Origin of the sequence: Litorivivens sp., assembly GCF_041625495.1 — a bacterium.
Taxonomy (GTDB): Bacteria; Pseudomonadota; Gammaproteobacteria; order Pseudomonadales; family Spongiibacteraceae; genus Litorivivens.
The window spans coordinates 1-17155 of sequence record NZ_JBFJTH010000079.1; the positions used below are offsets into that span (position 1 = coordinate 1).

At 55.6% G+C, this 17155-nt stretch carries 13 protein-coding genes and 2 pseudogenes; 9 read left to right on the forward strand and 6 right to left on the reverse strand.

Annotated elements, in window-relative coordinates:
* From ABYP39_RS10655 to ABYP39_RS10690, 8 genes and pseudogenes are all read left to right on the forward strand, one after another.
* Positions 1–665 (forward strand): annotated as a pseudogene (locus tag ABYP39_RS10655) (hypothetical protein); the annotation flags it as partial.
* A gap of 4 nt (positions 666–669) precedes the next feature.
* Positions 670–1869, forward strand: coding sequence for an autotransporter outer membrane beta-barrel domain-containing protein (locus tag ABYP39_RS10660; RefSeq protein WP_372782479.1), 1200 nt, complete (start codon positions 670–672; stop codon positions 1867–1869).
* 30 nt (positions 1870–1899) lie between these two features.
* Entirely contained in the window at positions 1900–3294 is a 1395-nt protein-coding gene (locus ABYP39_RS10665) for a serine/threonine protein kinase (RefSeq protein ID WP_372782481.1), read from the forward strand.
* Between the two features lie 290 nt (positions 3295–3584).
* A pseudogene (locus tag ABYP39_RS10670) lies at positions 3585–4712 on the forward strand (class I adenylate-forming enzyme family protein); the annotation flags it as partial.
* A gap of 183 nt (positions 4713–4895) precedes the next feature.
* Positions 4896–5150, forward strand: coding sequence for a hypothetical protein (locus ABYP39_RS10675; RefSeq protein WP_372758291.1), 255 nt, complete (start codon positions 4896–4898; stop codon positions 5148–5150).
* Positions 5143–6621, forward strand: coding sequence for an acyl-CoA carboxylase subunit beta (locus ABYP39_RS10680; RefSeq protein ID WP_372764071.1), 1479 nt, complete (start codon positions 5143–5145; stop codon positions 6619–6621). Before ABYP39_RS10675 ends, ABYP39_RS10680 begins: the two co-directional genes overlap by 8 nt.
* A 41-nt stretch (positions 6622–6662) precedes the next feature.
* On the forward strand, positions 6663–7844 hold the full coding sequence (gene purT / locus ABYP39_RS10685) for a formate-dependent phosphoribosylglycinamide formyltransferase (RefSeq protein WP_372782483.1): 1182 nt from the start codon (positions 6663–6665) through the stop codon (positions 7842–7844).
* Between the two features lie 2 nt (positions 7845–7846).
* A complete protein-coding gene (locus ABYP39_RS10690; RefSeq protein WP_372749703.1) occupies positions 7847–8227 on the forward strand; it encodes a YkvA family protein in 381 nt (126 codons plus the stop codon).
* 23 nt (positions 8228–8250) lie between these two features.
* On the opposite strand, the gene ABYP39_RS10695 is transcribed toward ABYP39_RS10690, so the two are convergent.
* Positions 8251–11367, reverse strand: a complete 3117-nt coding sequence (locus ABYP39_RS10695) for an efflux RND transporter permease subunit (RefSeq protein WP_372782485.1) — start codon at positions 11365–11367, stop codon at positions 8251–8253.
* Positions 11364–12413 (reverse strand): efflux RND transporter periplasmic adaptor subunit, encoded by a 1050-nt coding sequence (locus ABYP39_RS10700; RefSeq protein WP_372782487.1) that lies wholly within the window; start codon positions 12411–12413, stop codon positions 11364–11366. Before ABYP39_RS10700 ends, ABYP39_RS10695 begins: the two co-directional genes overlap by 4 nt.
* A gap of 135 nt (positions 12414–12548) precedes the next feature.
* Between ABYP39_RS10700 and ABYP39_RS10705 the strand changes: the two genes are divergently transcribed.
* Positions 12549–13193, forward strand: a complete 645-nt coding sequence (locus ABYP39_RS10705; protein WP_372765389.1) for a TetR/AcrR family transcriptional regulator — start codon at positions 12549–12551, stop codon at positions 13191–13193.
* On the opposite strand, the gene ABYP39_RS10710 is transcribed toward ABYP39_RS10705, so the two are convergent.
* From ABYP39_RS10710 to ABYP39_RS10725, 4 genes are all read right to left on the reverse strand, one after another.
* A complete protein-coding gene (locus ABYP39_RS10710; protein WP_372782489.1) occupies positions 13165–15150 on the reverse strand; it encodes a DUF3488 and DUF4129 domain-containing transglutaminase family protein in 1986 nt (661 codons plus the stop codon). The two genes, ABYP39_RS10705 and ABYP39_RS10710, sit on opposite strands and share 29 nt — an antisense overlap.
* A complete protein-coding gene (locus ABYP39_RS10715) occupies positions 15147–16103 on the reverse strand; it encodes a DUF58 domain-containing protein (protein ID WP_372748700.1) in 957 nt (318 codons plus the stop codon). The genes ABYP39_RS10710 and ABYP39_RS10715 overlap by 4 nt, the downstream gene beginning before the upstream one ends.
* 6 nt (positions 16104–16109) lie before the next feature.
* Complete coding sequence (locus ABYP39_RS10720; protein WP_372782491.1) at positions 16110–17018, reverse strand: AAA family ATPase; 909 nt, start codon at positions 17016–17018, stop codon at positions 16110–16112.
* A 15-nt stretch (positions 17019–17033) separates the two neighbouring features.
* Positions 17034–17155: PLP-dependent transferase (locus ABYP39_RS10725; protein ID WP_372782493.1), on the reverse strand; the 122-nt coding region annotated here is incomplete at its 5' end.

Genomic DNA, 17155 nt, shown 5'->3' on the forward strand with positions numbered 1-17155 from the left:
ACCCCACACCAAGGAACCCTCTCGCCCTGCGGTTGATGGCAAAATCGCCCTATAACAGCGTCTATATTGGTCGCCCTTGCTACTTTGACCAGATTACCACCAAGCTTTGTGAACCGCGTTATTGGACCTCTGCCCGTTATAACGAGGCCGTTGTTAACAGTATGCTTGCCGTCATTGAACGGTTGCGTCTTCAGGGTCAGCGTCTCGTGCTTATTGGATACAGCGGCGGCGCAACCCTGGCCACACTACTGACTGAACGGCTGGACGGCGACCTCGTACTTATTACGGTCGCCGGCAATCTCGATATTGACCGCTGGACTAGCCATCACGGCTATCTACCATTACACGAATCCCTTAACCCGGCAAAAACTGTTTCGCTCAAGGGTGTGCGCCATGTGCACCTTGCTGCCGAACACGACCGGGTAATACCCAAAGAGCAGATTAAGTCTTTCGCAAAAAGTCACGGCGGTGAATTTCAGGTTTTTGGATCCTACAACCATCGCTGTTGTTGGCTTGAACACTGGCCCGATCTGCTTAAAACCCTGCTGGCAGAAGACAAATACTTTCCGCAGACAACATCGGCGTCCGACAAGCATTGGGTGAGACAATCTATCGTGTCCCAGCACCACGTACCTAAGGCAGCTGCCGTTGGCAGCCAGGAATAGAACCATGAAAAAACACGGACGCTACCTGTTCGGGCTCGTCAGTTGCCTGTTGTGCATCAGCCTGGCTCAGGCACAAACCGGCGCAACGGGCTCCAACGGAGATGGTCACAATGTGCCGCCCCCTTCCCAACCATCAAACACCTCTGATGCACCGGCCTGCAAAAACGACTGCAAAAAGGAGGAAGAAGTATCCAGTTTCGAGTCCGTAAAGGGCTCGGCCGTTACCAGCAGCAAATCTGTCAGCACAGCGGTCGGAACTATGGGGCGCGCATTGCGCAGTCAATCAAGACCAAGCGGTAGCCCTTCTGGTCAAAAATCAAATAGCAACCAAGGCAACAGAAGAGAAAAAGGCGGCGGCGCCAGCGCCGATTCGATTACCGACAGCGGAAGGCTGTCGCCCTTTATTATTATCAATGGTGCCGAGACCGACAAACGCGAGACAAGCAAAGGCGTCGCTTTTGAGCAAACAGAAAAGTCGCTGCTTATTGGCGCTGATTACAGGCTAAACGCTGACCGCATCCTAGGTGGCGTGGCCTCATACAGTGATGGCGACACCGACCTTCAGGCCAATCTCGGCGAATCCGCGACCGAAAGCTATCTGCTGGGTGCGTATGCCTCTCAGTATTGGGGGGGGATCTATCTCGACGCCTTTATTGGCTACGGCGAGCTCGACATTGAATCGGAACGTGGGGCTTCGGGCAACCGGCTGCATGGCAGTACCGACGGCAATTTTCACACCGCAGACCTTTCGCTTGGCATCAACCATCACATGCAGGCCTTATCGGTGTCACCCGCAGTTCGCTTATCACACACACGAGGCAAGATAAATCGCTATACGGAAACCGCTGCGGGAACAGCCACACCCACCACCTTCAATACACAAACGTTTGAATCACTTAACGCCTCGGCAAGTATCAGTGTCAGTTATGCGACTCCCACGGACTGGGGTGTGTTGATACCCACAGCCACCTTTGCCTATATCCACGAATATATTGGCGCCCAATCGATCGAAACGTCTGCCGCCGGGCAGGCTCAGGTACAGATAACAGAAGCTCCGGTTAAGAACTATAAAGATATCGAACTGAGCCTTGTGGCCCAATTTCGACGCGGCGCCTCAGCATTTTTCAGCTACGCTGTTTACGCCGACAACGAGCTCTTCGACCGCGAAAGCATTAATCTGGGGATTCGCTATGAGCTGCCCTGACCACTTACTGCAGGGGAATACCCGCATCCTATGAACGACGATAAAACTCAGATCAGCAACCAGCAGCCCAACGACTCGACGCAAGTGTCTGATGCCAGCGAGGTCATCGACACGACGGAAGTTGTTTCCACTGAAAAGGACAACACACTGGCGCACACCGGCCAGCAAGACGGCGCCAGTGAGGGTGGCATTACCCAGCTCCAACCGGGCTATTCACTAAAAGATCGGTTTGAACTGGGCGAGAAGTTAGGCGAAGGCGGCATGGGAGCGGTATTCCGGGCCACTGACTTGCGCAGGGTCGAGACCGGAAACAGCGATCCCACGGTCGCCATCAAAGTTATCACTGGTGATTTCGCGAGAGATTCCCGTGCATTTGTTGCCCTGCAGCGAGAAACGGACAAATCCCAGACCCTCGCTCACCCCAATATCATCACCGTTTACGACTTCGATCGGGACGGGTCTATTTTCTTTATGACGATGGAATCGCTCAGCGGCAATACGCTGGACGGTTACATCGGCAATCATCCCGACAAAGCCGCCTGGGCTACAACCGTTGGTTACATACAGGATCTGGCTAGCGCTATCGGATACGCCCACAAGAAGGGTATCGTGCATTCGGATCTAAAACCCGCCAATATCTTCATCACAGCAGACAACGTGCTTAAGGTGCTGGATTTCGGGATTGCCCGCGCCTATTCAGCGATAGAAGGCGAGAAAACCGCAGCAGACCCCGACGAAATATCAGGGCTGACCCCCAGCTACGCCAGTTACGAAATGTTTGAGCGCCAGCCGCCCCACCCTGCAGACGATGTCTACGCGCTGGGCCTGATCGCCTATGAAATGCTGACAGGTCAACATCCCTTTGACCGGAAAAGCGCGCCGCGCGCGCAGTCTCAGGGCATGAAGCCCCAGCGAATCAAAGGCCTTCCCGGCTACCAATGGAAAGCCATAGCCAGGGCACTGGAATTTCGCCGCGAGGATCGCTGGCAGAATGCAGAAGAGTTCCGCAAACAATTTTCCGGCAGTGGTCGCCGCGTCAAGCAACTGGCGAGCGCCCTTGCGGTTGTCATCATCGCCTTTGGTGCTTACCTGGTTTTATTTCAACCTGAAGCCGGGCCAGACATACCCTTTGATGAACTCCCGGCCGAGACCCAGGAGGCCGTTATTGAGAATCTCAATGAGGGCAAGCAGGCGCTGGGCTTTGGCGATATCAACGGCGCGCTGTTTTATCTGGACAAAGCGTATGCGTTGCATCCACGTAACCCGGATGTGGTACAGGCAATAGACGCTCTGATCGCCGAGTTACTGGTCATTATGGAAAATAGCCCTGTCGGCGAGCAGCGGCAGCAGGTAAGCGAACTCCTAAAATACCCCTCGCTAAGCCAGAACCGAGCACTACAGAATAAACAGAAATCGCTTAATTGACAGGCACCGCGCCTAGCTTTCCGGTTCAGGGTACGCCATTCGGGGTACCCAGGCCGACTTTCCCGGCGCGTGCATAGACCCGCCTGTATCGGCCGCCTTATCATGGGCGATTAATCAAAACGTACAACACCAGCTTTGCTCAGGAATTGTTCATGACCGATATCGTCAACCGCTTAAACGAATCCGCCAAACAACTCATGCAGCCTGGCTCGCCCTTTGAGCTCGGTGAACAGACTATAAACGGCATACCCTTCACCGTTTACAAAAACTGTCCGACCACCGTCAAGGAAATGCTGGACGTCGGCCGCGCCCATGGTGACGCGGTGTTTATTGTCTATGAGGGCGAACAGCTAACCTTCAGTGACTATTTTCGTCAGGTTGACGCGTTGACCCATCAACTGGTAGAGCGTTACGGCATTCAAAAAGGCGACCGTATCGCCATCGCGATGCGCAATTACCCGGAGTGGATGATTGCCTTTACCGCCATTGTCTCTCTGGGCGCCATCGTGGTGCCGCTCAATTCCTGGGGACAGCGCGCTGAGCTGGAATATGGCCTGGTAGACTCTGGCGCCAGTGTGGTGTTCTGCGACGAGCAGCGCTATCGCTTTATTGCTGACCTTCTGCCTGACATCGGCGTAAAAGCCGTTGTTACGCGCACCCAGGACACCCTCGGGGATAATGCCGAGCATTATGCTGATTTCATCGAGGACGGGCTGGGCAAAACCGCGCCAACCTTTGCCTGTGATGCCGATGACCCGGTGATGATCATGTATACCTCTGGTACCACCGGCAAACCCAAAGGTGCTTTAAGCAGTCACCGAAATATCGTTCAGGCGCTGATCAACTTCGAATTTCACGCTGCCTGTTCCGCCATGGCCAACCCCAAAGCGGTTGAAATCATGATGAGTTGCGGATTTGCTCCAACCTCCCTGCTGGCGGTTCCGCTGTTTCACGTTTCTGGTTGTCACGCCCTATTCCTGCTGTCTCTGCGCGGTGGTCGCCGTATTGTCATGATGTACAAATGGGATCCGGGCCAAGCCCTGAAATTGATAGAACAGGAACGCATCACCATTATAAGTGCCGTGCCTTCGATGGTGATAGACGTGCTTGAACACCCAGAGTTCGATAGCACCGACACCTCCAGCCTGATCTCCATAGGCGGTGGCGGCACCGCGTGCCCGCCCAAATTCAACCGCCTGTTGAACGAAAAAATCGAGCACCCTTACGCCGGGTCCGGCTATGGCATGACGGAGTCCAACGCCACCTGCTCCAATTGCACCGGCGAAGCGTTTCAATACAAACCGCGCAGCGCCGGCACCCTGTCGCCCATAGTGCAATTCAAGACGGTGGACGAACAGGGGCGCGAATTACCGCGAGGTGAAACCGGGGAGGTCTGGATCAAATCGCCCACCAATGTCAGCGAATACTGGAAAAAGCCCGAAGCCAGCGCGGAGACTTTTCACGATGGCTGGATTGCCACTGGCGATATCGGTTTTATCGATGAAGAAAACTTTGTCTTCATTGTCGACCGCGCTAAGGACATGGTGATCCGCGGCGGCGAAAACATCGCCTCAGCCGAAGTAGAAGGCTGCGTACTGGAAATGCCCGAAGTGCACGAAGTTGCCGCGTTCGGCATTCCCCACGATACGCTGGGTGAAGAACTGGCCGTTGCCATTACCCCAAACTCGGGCGCAAGCGTGGATGCTGCTGCCGTACAAGCTCATGTGAAATCTCGCCTGGCGGGTTTCAAGGTACCGAGCTACGTCTGGGTTCGTGACCAAGAAATGCCACGCAACGCTACGGGCAAAATACTCAAAAAACAGCTGCAGCAAGACTACCTCGCACAGCATGGCTGAGATCCCCGACGACTGGAAAGCGCTGCTTGAGGAATTTGAGCAGCGCCAACAGGCCGGCCGCCGTATGGGTGGCCCGGAGAAACTCGCTAAGCGACAGAGCCAGGGCAAGCTGAATGCCCGTGAGATAATTGCCCTGCTGGTCGATGACGCCAGTTTTATGGAGCTGGGGACGCTTGTTGGCGGCGTCAGTTACCACGGTGAAGATACCCTGCCCTGTGACGGTATTATTGGTGGAACCGCAACGATCGATGGCCGCCCAGTTGTCGTGGCTTGCGAAGACTTTACTGTAAAGGGCGGCTCCATTGGCCACGGCGCCAATGCCAAACGCGTTCGCTATGCGCGGCTGGCAGCCCAAGAAAAGATTCCCTACGTGCTTTTACTCGATGGCGCAGGCGCCAGAGCAACCAATGCTCTCGAACGGCACCCCTATGCGCCCAACGACATGATCGAAATTGCCCGGCTCAACGACATTGCGCCCACCATCGCCGGGGTTGTCGGCTCCAGTGCAGGTCACAGTGCCATCAGCGGCCTGCTGATGGACCTTGTTGTGATGACGGCTGATGCCACGCTGTTTGCCGCAGGACCACCGCTGGTGGAGGCAGCCACCGGTGAGAAAGTTACCAAGGAAGCTCTCGGTGGCGCGCAGATGCATACCCGTCACAGTGGTGTGGCGCATAATCTGGCTACCGACGAGGCCGACTTGTGCGTGCAGATTCGCCGGTTATTGAGTTACCTACCCGCCAACGCTCACAGCGCCGCGCCAAAAACTACGACCGATATTGGGGCGCGCGAACTTAACGATATTCTCCACACACTGCCGCGCAATACACAAATTCCGTACGACATCCGCAAGGTGATCGGCGAACTGCTGGATCGCGACAGTTTCTTTGAACTACAGCCCGACTACGGCCGCTCAATGATCACTGGTGTGGGTCGACTCGGCGGCCATGCAATAGCAGTGATAGCCAATCAACCCAGTGTGATGGCCGGTACAATTACGGCCGAGGCCGCTAACAAGGCGACCCACCTTATCAAGCTCGCTGATCGCTTTAATCTCCCGGCTCTTTTCCTCGCTGATAATCCCGGTATCATGTCGGGCAGTCAGGCTGAACAGGCTGGCACACTGCGCGCAGCGGCAGAGATGTATCGCGCCCAGACCCGTTTTCGCCCGGCGAAACTGCACGTTACCCTGAGAAAAGCATTTGGCTTTGGCAGCTCACTGATGGCCATGAACCCGTTTGACGGGCAAACCATCAGTTTGGCGTTACCGGGCGTGATGCTCGGGGGCATGCCCACTCGCGGCGGCGACACAGCCGCTGGCATGGACCCGGAAACGGCGGCGAAAATGCAGGCGCTGGAATCCAGCGCGTCATGGAGTACAGCCGATACCATGGCCTTTGACGAGATTGTAGATCCACGACAACTGCGAAATGCGCTGTTGCAAGGATTGCGCATAGCCATCAATCACTGAGCACAGGGCTGGCTACCCACGGCAAAAACCAAGGAATAGATATGACATCGATTGGCACGCCCTTTTCCAAAACGGCAAAACGCGTTCTTCTACTCGGTTCCGGCGAACTCGGAAAAGAGGTGGCAATCGAACTGCAACGTTTTGGTGTCGAAGTCATAGCCGCCGATCGCTACGACAACGCCCCGGCAATGCAGGTAGCCGACCGCTCATACACCCTTTCCATGTTGGACGGTGAAGCTCTCGAAGCGATTGTCCGTAAGGAACAACCCCACCTGATCGTACCGGAAATCGAAGCGATCGCTACGGAGCGACTGGTCGCGCTCGAAGAAGAAGGTTTCACGGTGGTGCCCACCGCCAAGGCGGCTCAATTGACCATGAACCGCGAAGGTATCCGCCGCCTGGCCGCCGAACAGCTGCGCATTCCAACCTCGCCCTTTCGGTTTGCCGACACGCTCTCAGATTACCGCCAGGCGGTGAGTGAAATTGGTTTGCCGTGCGTCATCAAACCCATTATGAGCTCCTCTGGCAAAGGTCAGAGCCTGGTCCGCAGTGAGGCTGATATCGATGCAGCGTGGCAATACGCCCAGGAAGGTGGACGCGCTGGTGCTGGCCGGGTCATTGTAGAAGGTTTTGTAGAATTCGATTACGAAATCACACTACTCACCGTGCGCCATCGCGACGGTGTCAGTTTTTGCGACCCTATCGGCCATCGGCAGGAAGACGGTGACTACCAGGAATCTTGGCAGCCCCAGCCGATGTCTGGCGTGGCACTTGAGAAAAGCCGGCAAATCGCAGCGCGCGTCACCGAAGCGCTCGGCGGCTGGGGCATCTTTGGTGTTGAGCTATTCATCAGCGGCGACGAAGTCTATTTCAGTGAGGTGTCACCACGCCCACACGACACCGGGCTAGTCACTCTGATTTCGCAAAACCTCTCTGAATTTGCCTTACACGCCCGAGCGATACTCGGCCTGCCAATTCCCGCCATCAGACAATATGGACCCTCCGCGTCGGCGGTACTGCTGGTCAGCGGTCAGTCTTCGACTGTGAAGTTTTCCGGACTCGACAAAGCCTTGTCGGAACCCGACACCGACCTGCGACTGTTCGGCAAACCGGAAGTTTCTGGCAAGCGCCGGATGGGCGTGGCGCTGGCGCGTGACACCAGTATTAGCGCTGCCCGGGACAAGGCCAGCAATGCCAGCAAAGCGATAACTGTGACGCTGTAGCAATGAGTGCTAATAACCGACTGGAAAGGGATGCCGCCAATGTTAAGCAAGCTGACGTAACCCGCCTGCTATCGCGCTGGCCAAAGCTTGAACAAATGGTCCGTGACAACAAACGACTGCAACCCTTTATCGAGGACGTCAATCTCGCCTACCAGTTATTGGGAGATTACAGCAGCCGCCGCTACCGGGAAATTCCATGGCGCAGTATAGCCGCCATCGTCGCCGCCCTGCTCTATGTATTAAACCCGCTGGATATGTTGCCAGACATGATACCCATGTTCGGGCTGGTCGACGACGCCAGTGTGCTCGCCCTGTGCTGGAGCATGGTTCGCAAAGACCTGGATCAGTACCGAGCCTTTCTAGAACAGCATCCGCCGGGCTGATACACCACCGTGCAGAAGGAGCGCTACTGGTTGACCACAATCTGCCGCTCCTCGCGATGACCTTCAGACCGCACACCATTTTCTCTTTTTAGCAAAGTAAGCAGAAAAGGTTTTCGCAACACCATAAATGCCGCCGGCACGAAATACAGCGATAAAATGGTGGCCAAAGCCGTGCCACCTGCCAGCACAATGGCAAACGGCGGCCAGAAGCCTCCACCGCCAAGTATCAACGGCAACAGACCAAAAACCGTCGTGATAGTGGTCGATGTAATATGGCGAGTACATTCACTCACCGAACTGACGATAGCCTGTCGATCGGCCGCCATTGCTCGCGCATTCACTTTCAGCTCACTGAGAATAATGATTGCCGCATTTACCGCCAGACCAATCAGTCCCATCAGAGCGATGATGGAAGTGAAGCCGAATGGAAAGGCACTTAAAGACAAACTTAACATCCCTAACCCGGCTGCCTGACCGGCCACAATAAAAACAACCAGTGAGAAACGGAAGGAATTGAAGGCCATCAGAACAGCAACCAGCATTAACACCGCGATCAGGCTGACGCTGCTCAGAAGTTTCGACAGTGCTTGATCTCGGTTTTCACTATCCCCGCCAATCTGCAACTGCACTCCGGCCGGGATTTCTACACCTTCTGATTCGATCCCTTTCTTAAGCCGCGCCAATACCACCGACGGCAAAACACCGTCACGGAGATAAACCTGAACCTTGTTCAAACGCAATCCGTCGCGGCGAGTAATTTGTGCCGGCGCTGGACGCAGCTCCGTATCGGCAATCGCCATCAGTGGGCGCGGGCCACGGGCAAGGGTTATCGGCAGCAGATCGAGCTCATCTACAGCCACCGCAGAAATGCCGGCGACGCGAACTCGCACCGGTAACTGCTCTGTTGCTTCAAGCATTGAGCCACGTTCAATACCATTCAGGTCAGCGCGTAATTTCGTTGAAAGGTCGGTAGGAGCAGCGCCACCAACGCGTGCTTTCACCGGATCCACCTGGAGCCAGACCTTTGGGACAACTTCACCGAGAGAATTGCGCGCGTGGATTACGTCCTCCGTCGCCAAGGCGATACGGCGAATGTCCTCACCAACCTTTTTCAACTGTTCGATGTCGGAACCCAACAGCCTTAATTCCACTGGCGCGTCGGCCGGGGGGCCCTGCTCAAGGCGACGCACAATCACCTGGTAACGCGGAAAACGCGCATCAATTTCGCGTTGCAACTCTTTCACCAGGCGGTTGGCAACTCGATAGTCACTGGTGGTTATCATTGCCTGGGCGTAGTTTTGCGCACCGTCTTTGCCCTGTTTCAGGTTGTAATAAAACGACGGCGCACTGCTGCCCACAAACCAGTTGAGCCCGGTAATGCCCGAATACTCCGCCATCAATCCGGAAATTTCGCGGGTCGCATTCAGCGTGGCTTCGATACCAGCCGAGGCTGGCAAATATACCTCCACGTTGAGCATATCCCGATCAGATACCGGGAAAAACTGTTCCGGCAGCTTACTGGCTTGCACAAATCCAAGCACCGGCAACAGTGTAATAACCACCATGGTCAATCGCGGTTTCTTCAAAGCCCAATTGAGACTGCGAGCAAACAGTGCGGCCAAACCTGGCGCCTGAAGTCCGTGCGCCTGGCCCTTGGATAACCAGCGTCCGGCCAAAGGCGCAATCACGAACAGTGATATCAGCCAGGAACCTACCAGTGAGCCAATAACGGCCAGTGCGATGCCCCCAATAAATTCGCCGGCGGGACCTGGCATCAACACCAAGGGCATAAAGGCAAGCACCGTGGTCAGCGTTGAGCCCAGCAGGGGTATCCAGAGATGACTGAAGGTGAGAGCAGCCGCCTGCACCACGCTTTTCCCATCGCGCCGATAACGCATCACCGTGTCGGCGACCACTATCGCATTATCCACCATAATACCCAGCGCAACGATAAGCCCCGTCACCGACATTTGGTGAATTGGCAAATCAATCAGCCTCATACAGGCCAGTGAAAACAGCGTAGTCAGTGGTAATGCAGCGGCCACAATAATCGCCGACCGCCAGCCCAGGGTTATCCACAGTACCGACAGAATCAACACAAAACCCAGTGCCAGGCTTTCCAGCAGGTCCCCAAGCCGTAATTGGTTGTAGCGCTCTTGAACGAACAGTTCTTTAAGCGCTACCTCCCGGGGCAGCCCCTGCTCAAAATCAGCCGCAACCTGCCGTATTTTTTCAGTCCAGCGATCGCCTCGAACATCAAACAGCATACGCACCGCAATCACAACAGAACGCTTGCCATCGATAATGGCATAGTCGTTTGCTGGCGTTACCTCCGCTCGATAGACGCGAGCAACGTCGCCCAGCTGCAATGAAATACCATCGTCGCTGGTGACTAAGGGCAGGCCCCGCACGTCTTCAACACGAGAAAAAGCGCCCGATACTTCCAGCGACATGCGATGACTGCTGTTATGCAACTCACCTGATGCCCCTTTTGCATCAACCTGCGCCACACGCTGACTTACCGCGTTGGCGTCCAGTCCGAGAGACGCAATTTTTACCGGGTCGATATCAACCCTTACTTCTTCGCGGGGCTGACCAAATATTTTTACCTGAGCGGTACCGTGGGTGTTGACCATGCGCGAGGCAAGCTCACTGGCGTGACGACTGAGCACATCGATGTTGTTACCAGCGCCTTCCCACGACAAAGCTGCTATCCAGGTAAATGCGTAGGAACGATCATTATCGAGTACTGGCTCAGAAACCTCGGCAGGTAATTGGCTGCGCGCCTGCCGAATTTTGTCTCTCGCCTCAGCCCAAAGCCCATCAGTGTTTTCCGCCGTGACCGCGTCTTCGAGTTCAATCACCAGTGAGGCTACCCCGGAGCGGGCTGTTGCCGTCAGGTGCTCGATCTCCGGAATTTCACGCAAGGCCTGCTCAAGCGGTTCAATCACCAGCGCTTCGACGCGCTCGGCACTGGCTCCAGGAAAATGAACAACCACCGTCGCGTGACGATTGGTCATAAAGGGATCTTCGATACGCGGCAGATTCTGCAATGCACCCAGACCGGCAACCAGCACCAATGCAATGATCAGTGTGACTATACGCGGATTACCCAGTAATTTTTCCAATGGGCGGCTCATTGCTTGGCAACCTCCACCTCTTGTCCAGCGGCGTAACGATGAACGCCATTGGCTACCACCTGTGTACCCGCCGCGAGACCTGCACTGACGAACACTCGCTCACCCACCTGATACAACGGCGTTACGCTACTTTTTTCCAGCACCTTCTGATCATTGAGCGTATACACCGCCCAGGTGCCACGATAGCCCTCCAACAGTGCAGAAAGTGGTAACCAGAAGCCCTCAGCCTCTACCCGCTGATCCAGCAGCATGTACACGATGCTGCCGTCAGCGACTTGCGTTGTAGCTGGAAAACGTATGCGCACGGAATGCGTTAACGTATTGGGATTCACCGTAACCGAAACCGACTCAACTTCCGCCTCGGTAGTACCAAACAGACCGCTAACCGTCACAGTCTGACCAGCGCTAACCGAGGATTTCATCACTTCCGGGATACCGATAACGGCTTCAGTATGGCTGGTCTCCACCAACTCCAGTGCTGGCTGCCCCTCTTTGACGATCACCCCCGAATCCACTGCCTTGGCAACGACTTCACCATCGAAGGGAGCCACCAACACAGATTTCTCCAACCGCAAGGCAACGCCCTGTTGCTGCGCTCGCAGACGCTCGCGCTGGGCGCTAAGAATTTTGATATTGGCATTCAGATCATCGATCGACTGCTGCGCTGAATAACCTTTGCTCTGCAGACTTTGCTGACGTCGCAGGTCGCGTTCACTTTTCTCCAAACTCGCCTGCACCTCTGCCAGCGCGGCAGCCACTTCGTTGGCTTGCACCTCTAACAGGCGGCGGTCCAGCTCAACCAGTACATCACCCTGTTTGACCTTGTCGCCATTTTCAACGTGAACAGCGTTTACCGTGCCAGGGAGCTCAAAAGCCAGTGCGGAGCGCTGTGCAGCAACCGCGCGACCGGAAAAACGGCGGTTGGCCAGATAACTGTCTTGAGGTGCGACCTGAACAATATTTACCGGATGCCGGTAGACGTCGCCCGCAACCACTTGCACAGCATTTACCAATGTCAGCACCAAAACCACGGCACGCAAAATCATGTGAAACTCCAAAAAGCGAATAACGACAGCTACTCATACTGGACTGTCCAGTCCAGGCTATTAAACCTAGACTAGACAGTCCAGTCTAGTTTAATTAAAGTGAATTCACTTTGATTCATGCACAAGGTTTCTGCAGTGTCCCAAACCGCAACGCTCGACAATCGCGCAGCCCCAGGTCGCAACAAGGATGAAGACAAGGGAAACCAGATACTGGAGGCCGCTGGCGCGCTCTTTCTCAATGAGGGCTTCAGCACGGTCAGCATGGCGCAGATCGCCCGTCACGCGGGCGTTTCAAAGCAGACGGTTTACAGCCACTACGGCAGCAAGGAAGCCCTTCTCTCAGCTGCCATTGAAAAAAAGTGCGCTGACTATGAGATCAACAGCCATACGCCGGACTACGATCGGCCAGTTCGCGACTACCTTCATGATTTTGCTCAACATTTCAATGATCTGGTAACGTCCGAGGCCGGTATCGGCATTCATCGGATCTGCATTGCCGAAGCCGACAAACCCAGTCGGATTGCCGAGCTGTTCTGGCATGCGGGACCAGAGCCCATCAAGCAGCAGTTAACGCAATATTTAGAAGAGCAGGTAAAACGTGGCAGGCTGCACATCGACAATGTCCAATTTGCCGCCGACCAGCTGTTGTTCATGATCAAATCGGATGTACATATGCGCGGTGTTCTCGGCCTGCCCACAGATCAAGCCCGTCGCGAGTTACCCGCCTATCTGGAAAGTTGCCTGAACGTGTTTATGAGGGCTTACGGGGTCGACGATTGAGCGGGTTCTGTCGGGCGAGCTTGCGCAAACTCTGAACCGCTTCCGAATGCTCCACCCCGCCGACAGGCCGGTAGCTCGCCGCCGTAAACTGCTCGGTCACCGCGTTAATCCACTCGGCCAGCTCCGGCTTTGTTAACGCAACCCGTCGAGCAAAATCTCCGGGGGTTTCCCCTGCGCTGCGTTCCAAGCCCTGCGCCTTAAGTTTGTCGCAGCAGCGCCGGTAGGCGCGCACCTCCGCCACAGCAGGTTTTCGTCGGCGCCAGGAAACCGTCAACAATGCACTGATGACTAATGGTGCCGCCAAGGCAAACAGAATGATTAACGCCAACCGCTGATTATCGATACTGCCAAATAGCTTATTGAGAATATCCCACTGGCGTTCGCTATCGAAATTGACAATCCAGCGCACCCATTGATATTCGACCTGATCCAGCCACAAGCGCAAGCGGTACACGAATTTCAAACCGCTGAAACGGCGCAATGAAACCGCACTATCGGCAAGAAACCCGCTTTGCCCCGCTAGCGCGATATCCGCACCGAGCTCAATGCGGTCCGGGGCAACCCAGCCGGTAGGATCAACACGCACCCAGCCACTGTTTTCAAGCCAGACCTCAGCCCAGGCGTGGGCGTCCGACTGGTGCACCAGCAGGTAGCCGCCGCTCTCATTGCGCTCGCCGCCCTGGTAGCCCACCACAATCCGTGCTGGCACCCCGGCAGCTCGCATTAACACCACGAAACTGCTGGCATAGTGCTCACAAAACCCTCGGCGCTGGCCGAAAATAAAGTCGTCGACCGAATGCTCACCCAACACCGGCGGCTCAAGCGTGTAGACGAAGGGAGCCGAGCGAAAAAAGCGCTGTGCGGCAGTAACACGCTCCGCCGGTGCCAAGTCACGCCAGTTTGCAGCCAGGGCTCTGGCCTGAGGGTTATAACCTGAAGGGAGCTGGAGGTTTCTAAAGCGCTCATAGTTTTCCAGTGCAGTCTTGAGCCCCGCTTCGGGGTAACTGGTTGCCTCGTAGCGTACGCGGCCAATCAGTGCCGAACGAGTAAGCCATTGAAACTTTGTATCTTGGCTCACACCCTCCCTGCTAACCTCTGCGGGAGCAAGAACATACAGCCATTCATGCACGCCATGTTCAAGAATGACTTCATAACTCACGCCAGGCCCGGTGTAAGTGCCAGGCTCCTCGCTACGCCTGCCAAATCTATCGCGAGTCCATTCCCTGCCGTCAAAACTGTCGAGCACCAGACCACGCCAGTAGAGATCCGGTTGGGCAGGAATATTGCCGGTAAAGCTTGCGCGAAAGGCGAGCTCAGAAGATCGACTCAGTTTTGACACGTCACCGGGCGACATGGAGTCACTAACGCCGGTGGTGCCAGACTCGCCCGGTAGCGGCACCGACCACAACGGCCCGAAGCGTGGAAAAACCACAAAGAGAATCAGCATCAGTGGAATCGATTGCGCAAAAACCCGGCCAGTAGAGGCCAGCATGGGCTTCACAGCAGCCTGAGGTCGGAATAATGCCTGCTGCGCCATCAGCAATATCAAAAGCTGACACACGGCGATAATCACCGTGCTGATGGAGGTACTGAAAATGAAACCGCAGGCCACCAGGAAGTAGCACAGCATCAACAGCAACCAGTGGTCTCTCAGCGTCTTCAATTCGAGGAGTTTCAGAATGAAGGCGGTAATCAGCAGCGCTACCTGCGGCTCCAGGGACATCGCGGTGCGGTACTCAAAACCAATGCCCAACAGCGCGATTGCCGCCAGCGCCCAAGTGACTTTTCTTCCGGGAAAACGCCAGTCACCGCGAAATATCTTGAGGTACCACCACACCACGACACCCCATACCAGTGCGGTCCAGAGCGGCAGAATATCGAGGCGCGGCACGATCACAACCACCTGCGCTAAAAACAGCCACAGCAAGGCGTGCCTGCTGAGGTAATCGGCCTTCATGGCACTGCTCCGTTAAACAACGCCAGCGCTTTTAAACAGGCGTCGCGGTGACGGTCCCCCTTGTGAGGGGGAAACTCTGTGCCCGGTAATCGCAGTCCGTACAGAACGTCTTCCTGTTCGCAGTGTAATACCCAGGCACACAATCCACTGAGCCGTGGCTCAATGCCCAGCGCCGGCAAGGCGTTCCAATCCAGCCAGATTTCCTGCTCGATGGATTCGGCGTGATCCATGATCAGCAGTGGCAGCCCTTTCGCATAAGCACGCCAATAGGCGCGGCGTAGAGAATCACCTGGCTGATACTGATGAAAACCCGCGAAATCGTCACCCCAGGACTGAGCAGTAACCGCTGTACCCTCCTGGTCACCGGCTTGAGGGGGAATATCGCCGGGCCAATAGGGTTTCGGGTAAACCAATGCCTTCCAGTCCAACTGAACCCAACTCCAGGTGCGCAGCAAGGCCAGTGGAAAATGGGATTCTAAACGGAGTCTCGGTGGCCGATAGAGGCCACGTTCCTCCGCCGGGTGCCGCAGCTCAAGCTGTCGTTCTTCGCCGGGCTTAAGCCAAACGGTCTGCAAACCCTGCTCCGGCCAACCGACCTGTATGGCAACCCGCTCGCGTGAGTGGCTGCGCAAAAACAAAGTGAATTTTGCCACATCGCCAGCAAAAGCGGTGCTGGCAGCGCCAGCCTGAAGTTCGAGACCAGAAAAATTCGCGTAGGTGTGAAAGATCACCACCAACAACAAACTGAAGAGCCAGAAGGTGAGACCGAAAATGAGGTTGTTCTGATAGTTGATGGCCATTGCCAACAGAATAGTCAGCAGCACAAGATAGCCAAGCCCCGTGCGCGACAAAAAGATGAAAATCCGTTTCTGCTCGAGCGTCACCGAGTTGACCGGCCTGATTCGCACCGCCAGCCACTTTTCCCAACGTTGCCGGATACGCTCGCGAATCATGGAAGATCAGGCCACAACCGGCACATCGTCCAACAGATGATCTATCAATGATCGACTGTCGCCGCCAGACTGGGATTCCCGCAGTCGATGGCCCGCGACCGGCTCCAGCACGATCTGCACATCCTCAGGTAATACGTAGTCGCGACCGGCCAACAGCGCCCAGGCTTTGGCACACTGCAGCAACGCCAGCGCGCCGCGAGTTGATAGACCGTAAGCAAAGTGTGAGTCGGTTCGGGTATAGGCCACGAGCCGCTGTAGATAGTCGAGCACGCTGTCACGCGCTTCAACGGTATCAACCTTGGCCTGCAGTTTTGTCAGCTCATCCGGGGTAACCACCGCGGATAGTTTATCCAGCAGATGCCGAGGGTCTGTGCCGGTCAGCAATTGCCGCTCAGATACAGCATCCGGGTACCCAAGGGAAATTCGCATCAAAAACCGGTCAAGCTGCGATTCCGGCAACGGGAAAGTGCCCGACTGAAAAAGTGGATTCTGGGTGGCAATAACAAAAAACGGCCGGGGCAGTTGTCGAGTTTTCCCTTCGACTGTGACCTGAAATTCCGCCATGGCCTCCAGCAGCGCACTCTGGGTCTTGGGGCTGGCGCGATTGATTTCATCCACCAGCAGCAGCTGAGTGAAAATGGGGCCGTTGTGAAACTGAAAGCCCCCTTCCCTACGATCAAAGATCGACACGCCAAGTACATCGGCCGGCAGCAGGTCGCTGGTAAACTGAATGCGCTGATAGTCTAACCCTGTCACACGCATCAAGGCCTGGGCCAGAGTGGTTTTCCCGACGCCCGGAAGATCCTCAATCAGCAAGTGGCCCCGGGCCAGCAGACAGCAGATAGCCAAGCGAACCTGCTGCTGTTTTCCAAGTAAAATAGAACCTACGGCGTTAACCAGGGCATCGGTTTTCATGGTTTGCAATCGCTGTTAGAGCGCAGCGAGACCCCGACCCAGATCGGCCTTCAGGTCTTCCACAGACTCCAGGCCTGCCGCTACGCGAATTAAATTGTCGGTGATGCCAGCAATGTCGCGATCTTCCTGACTTAAAC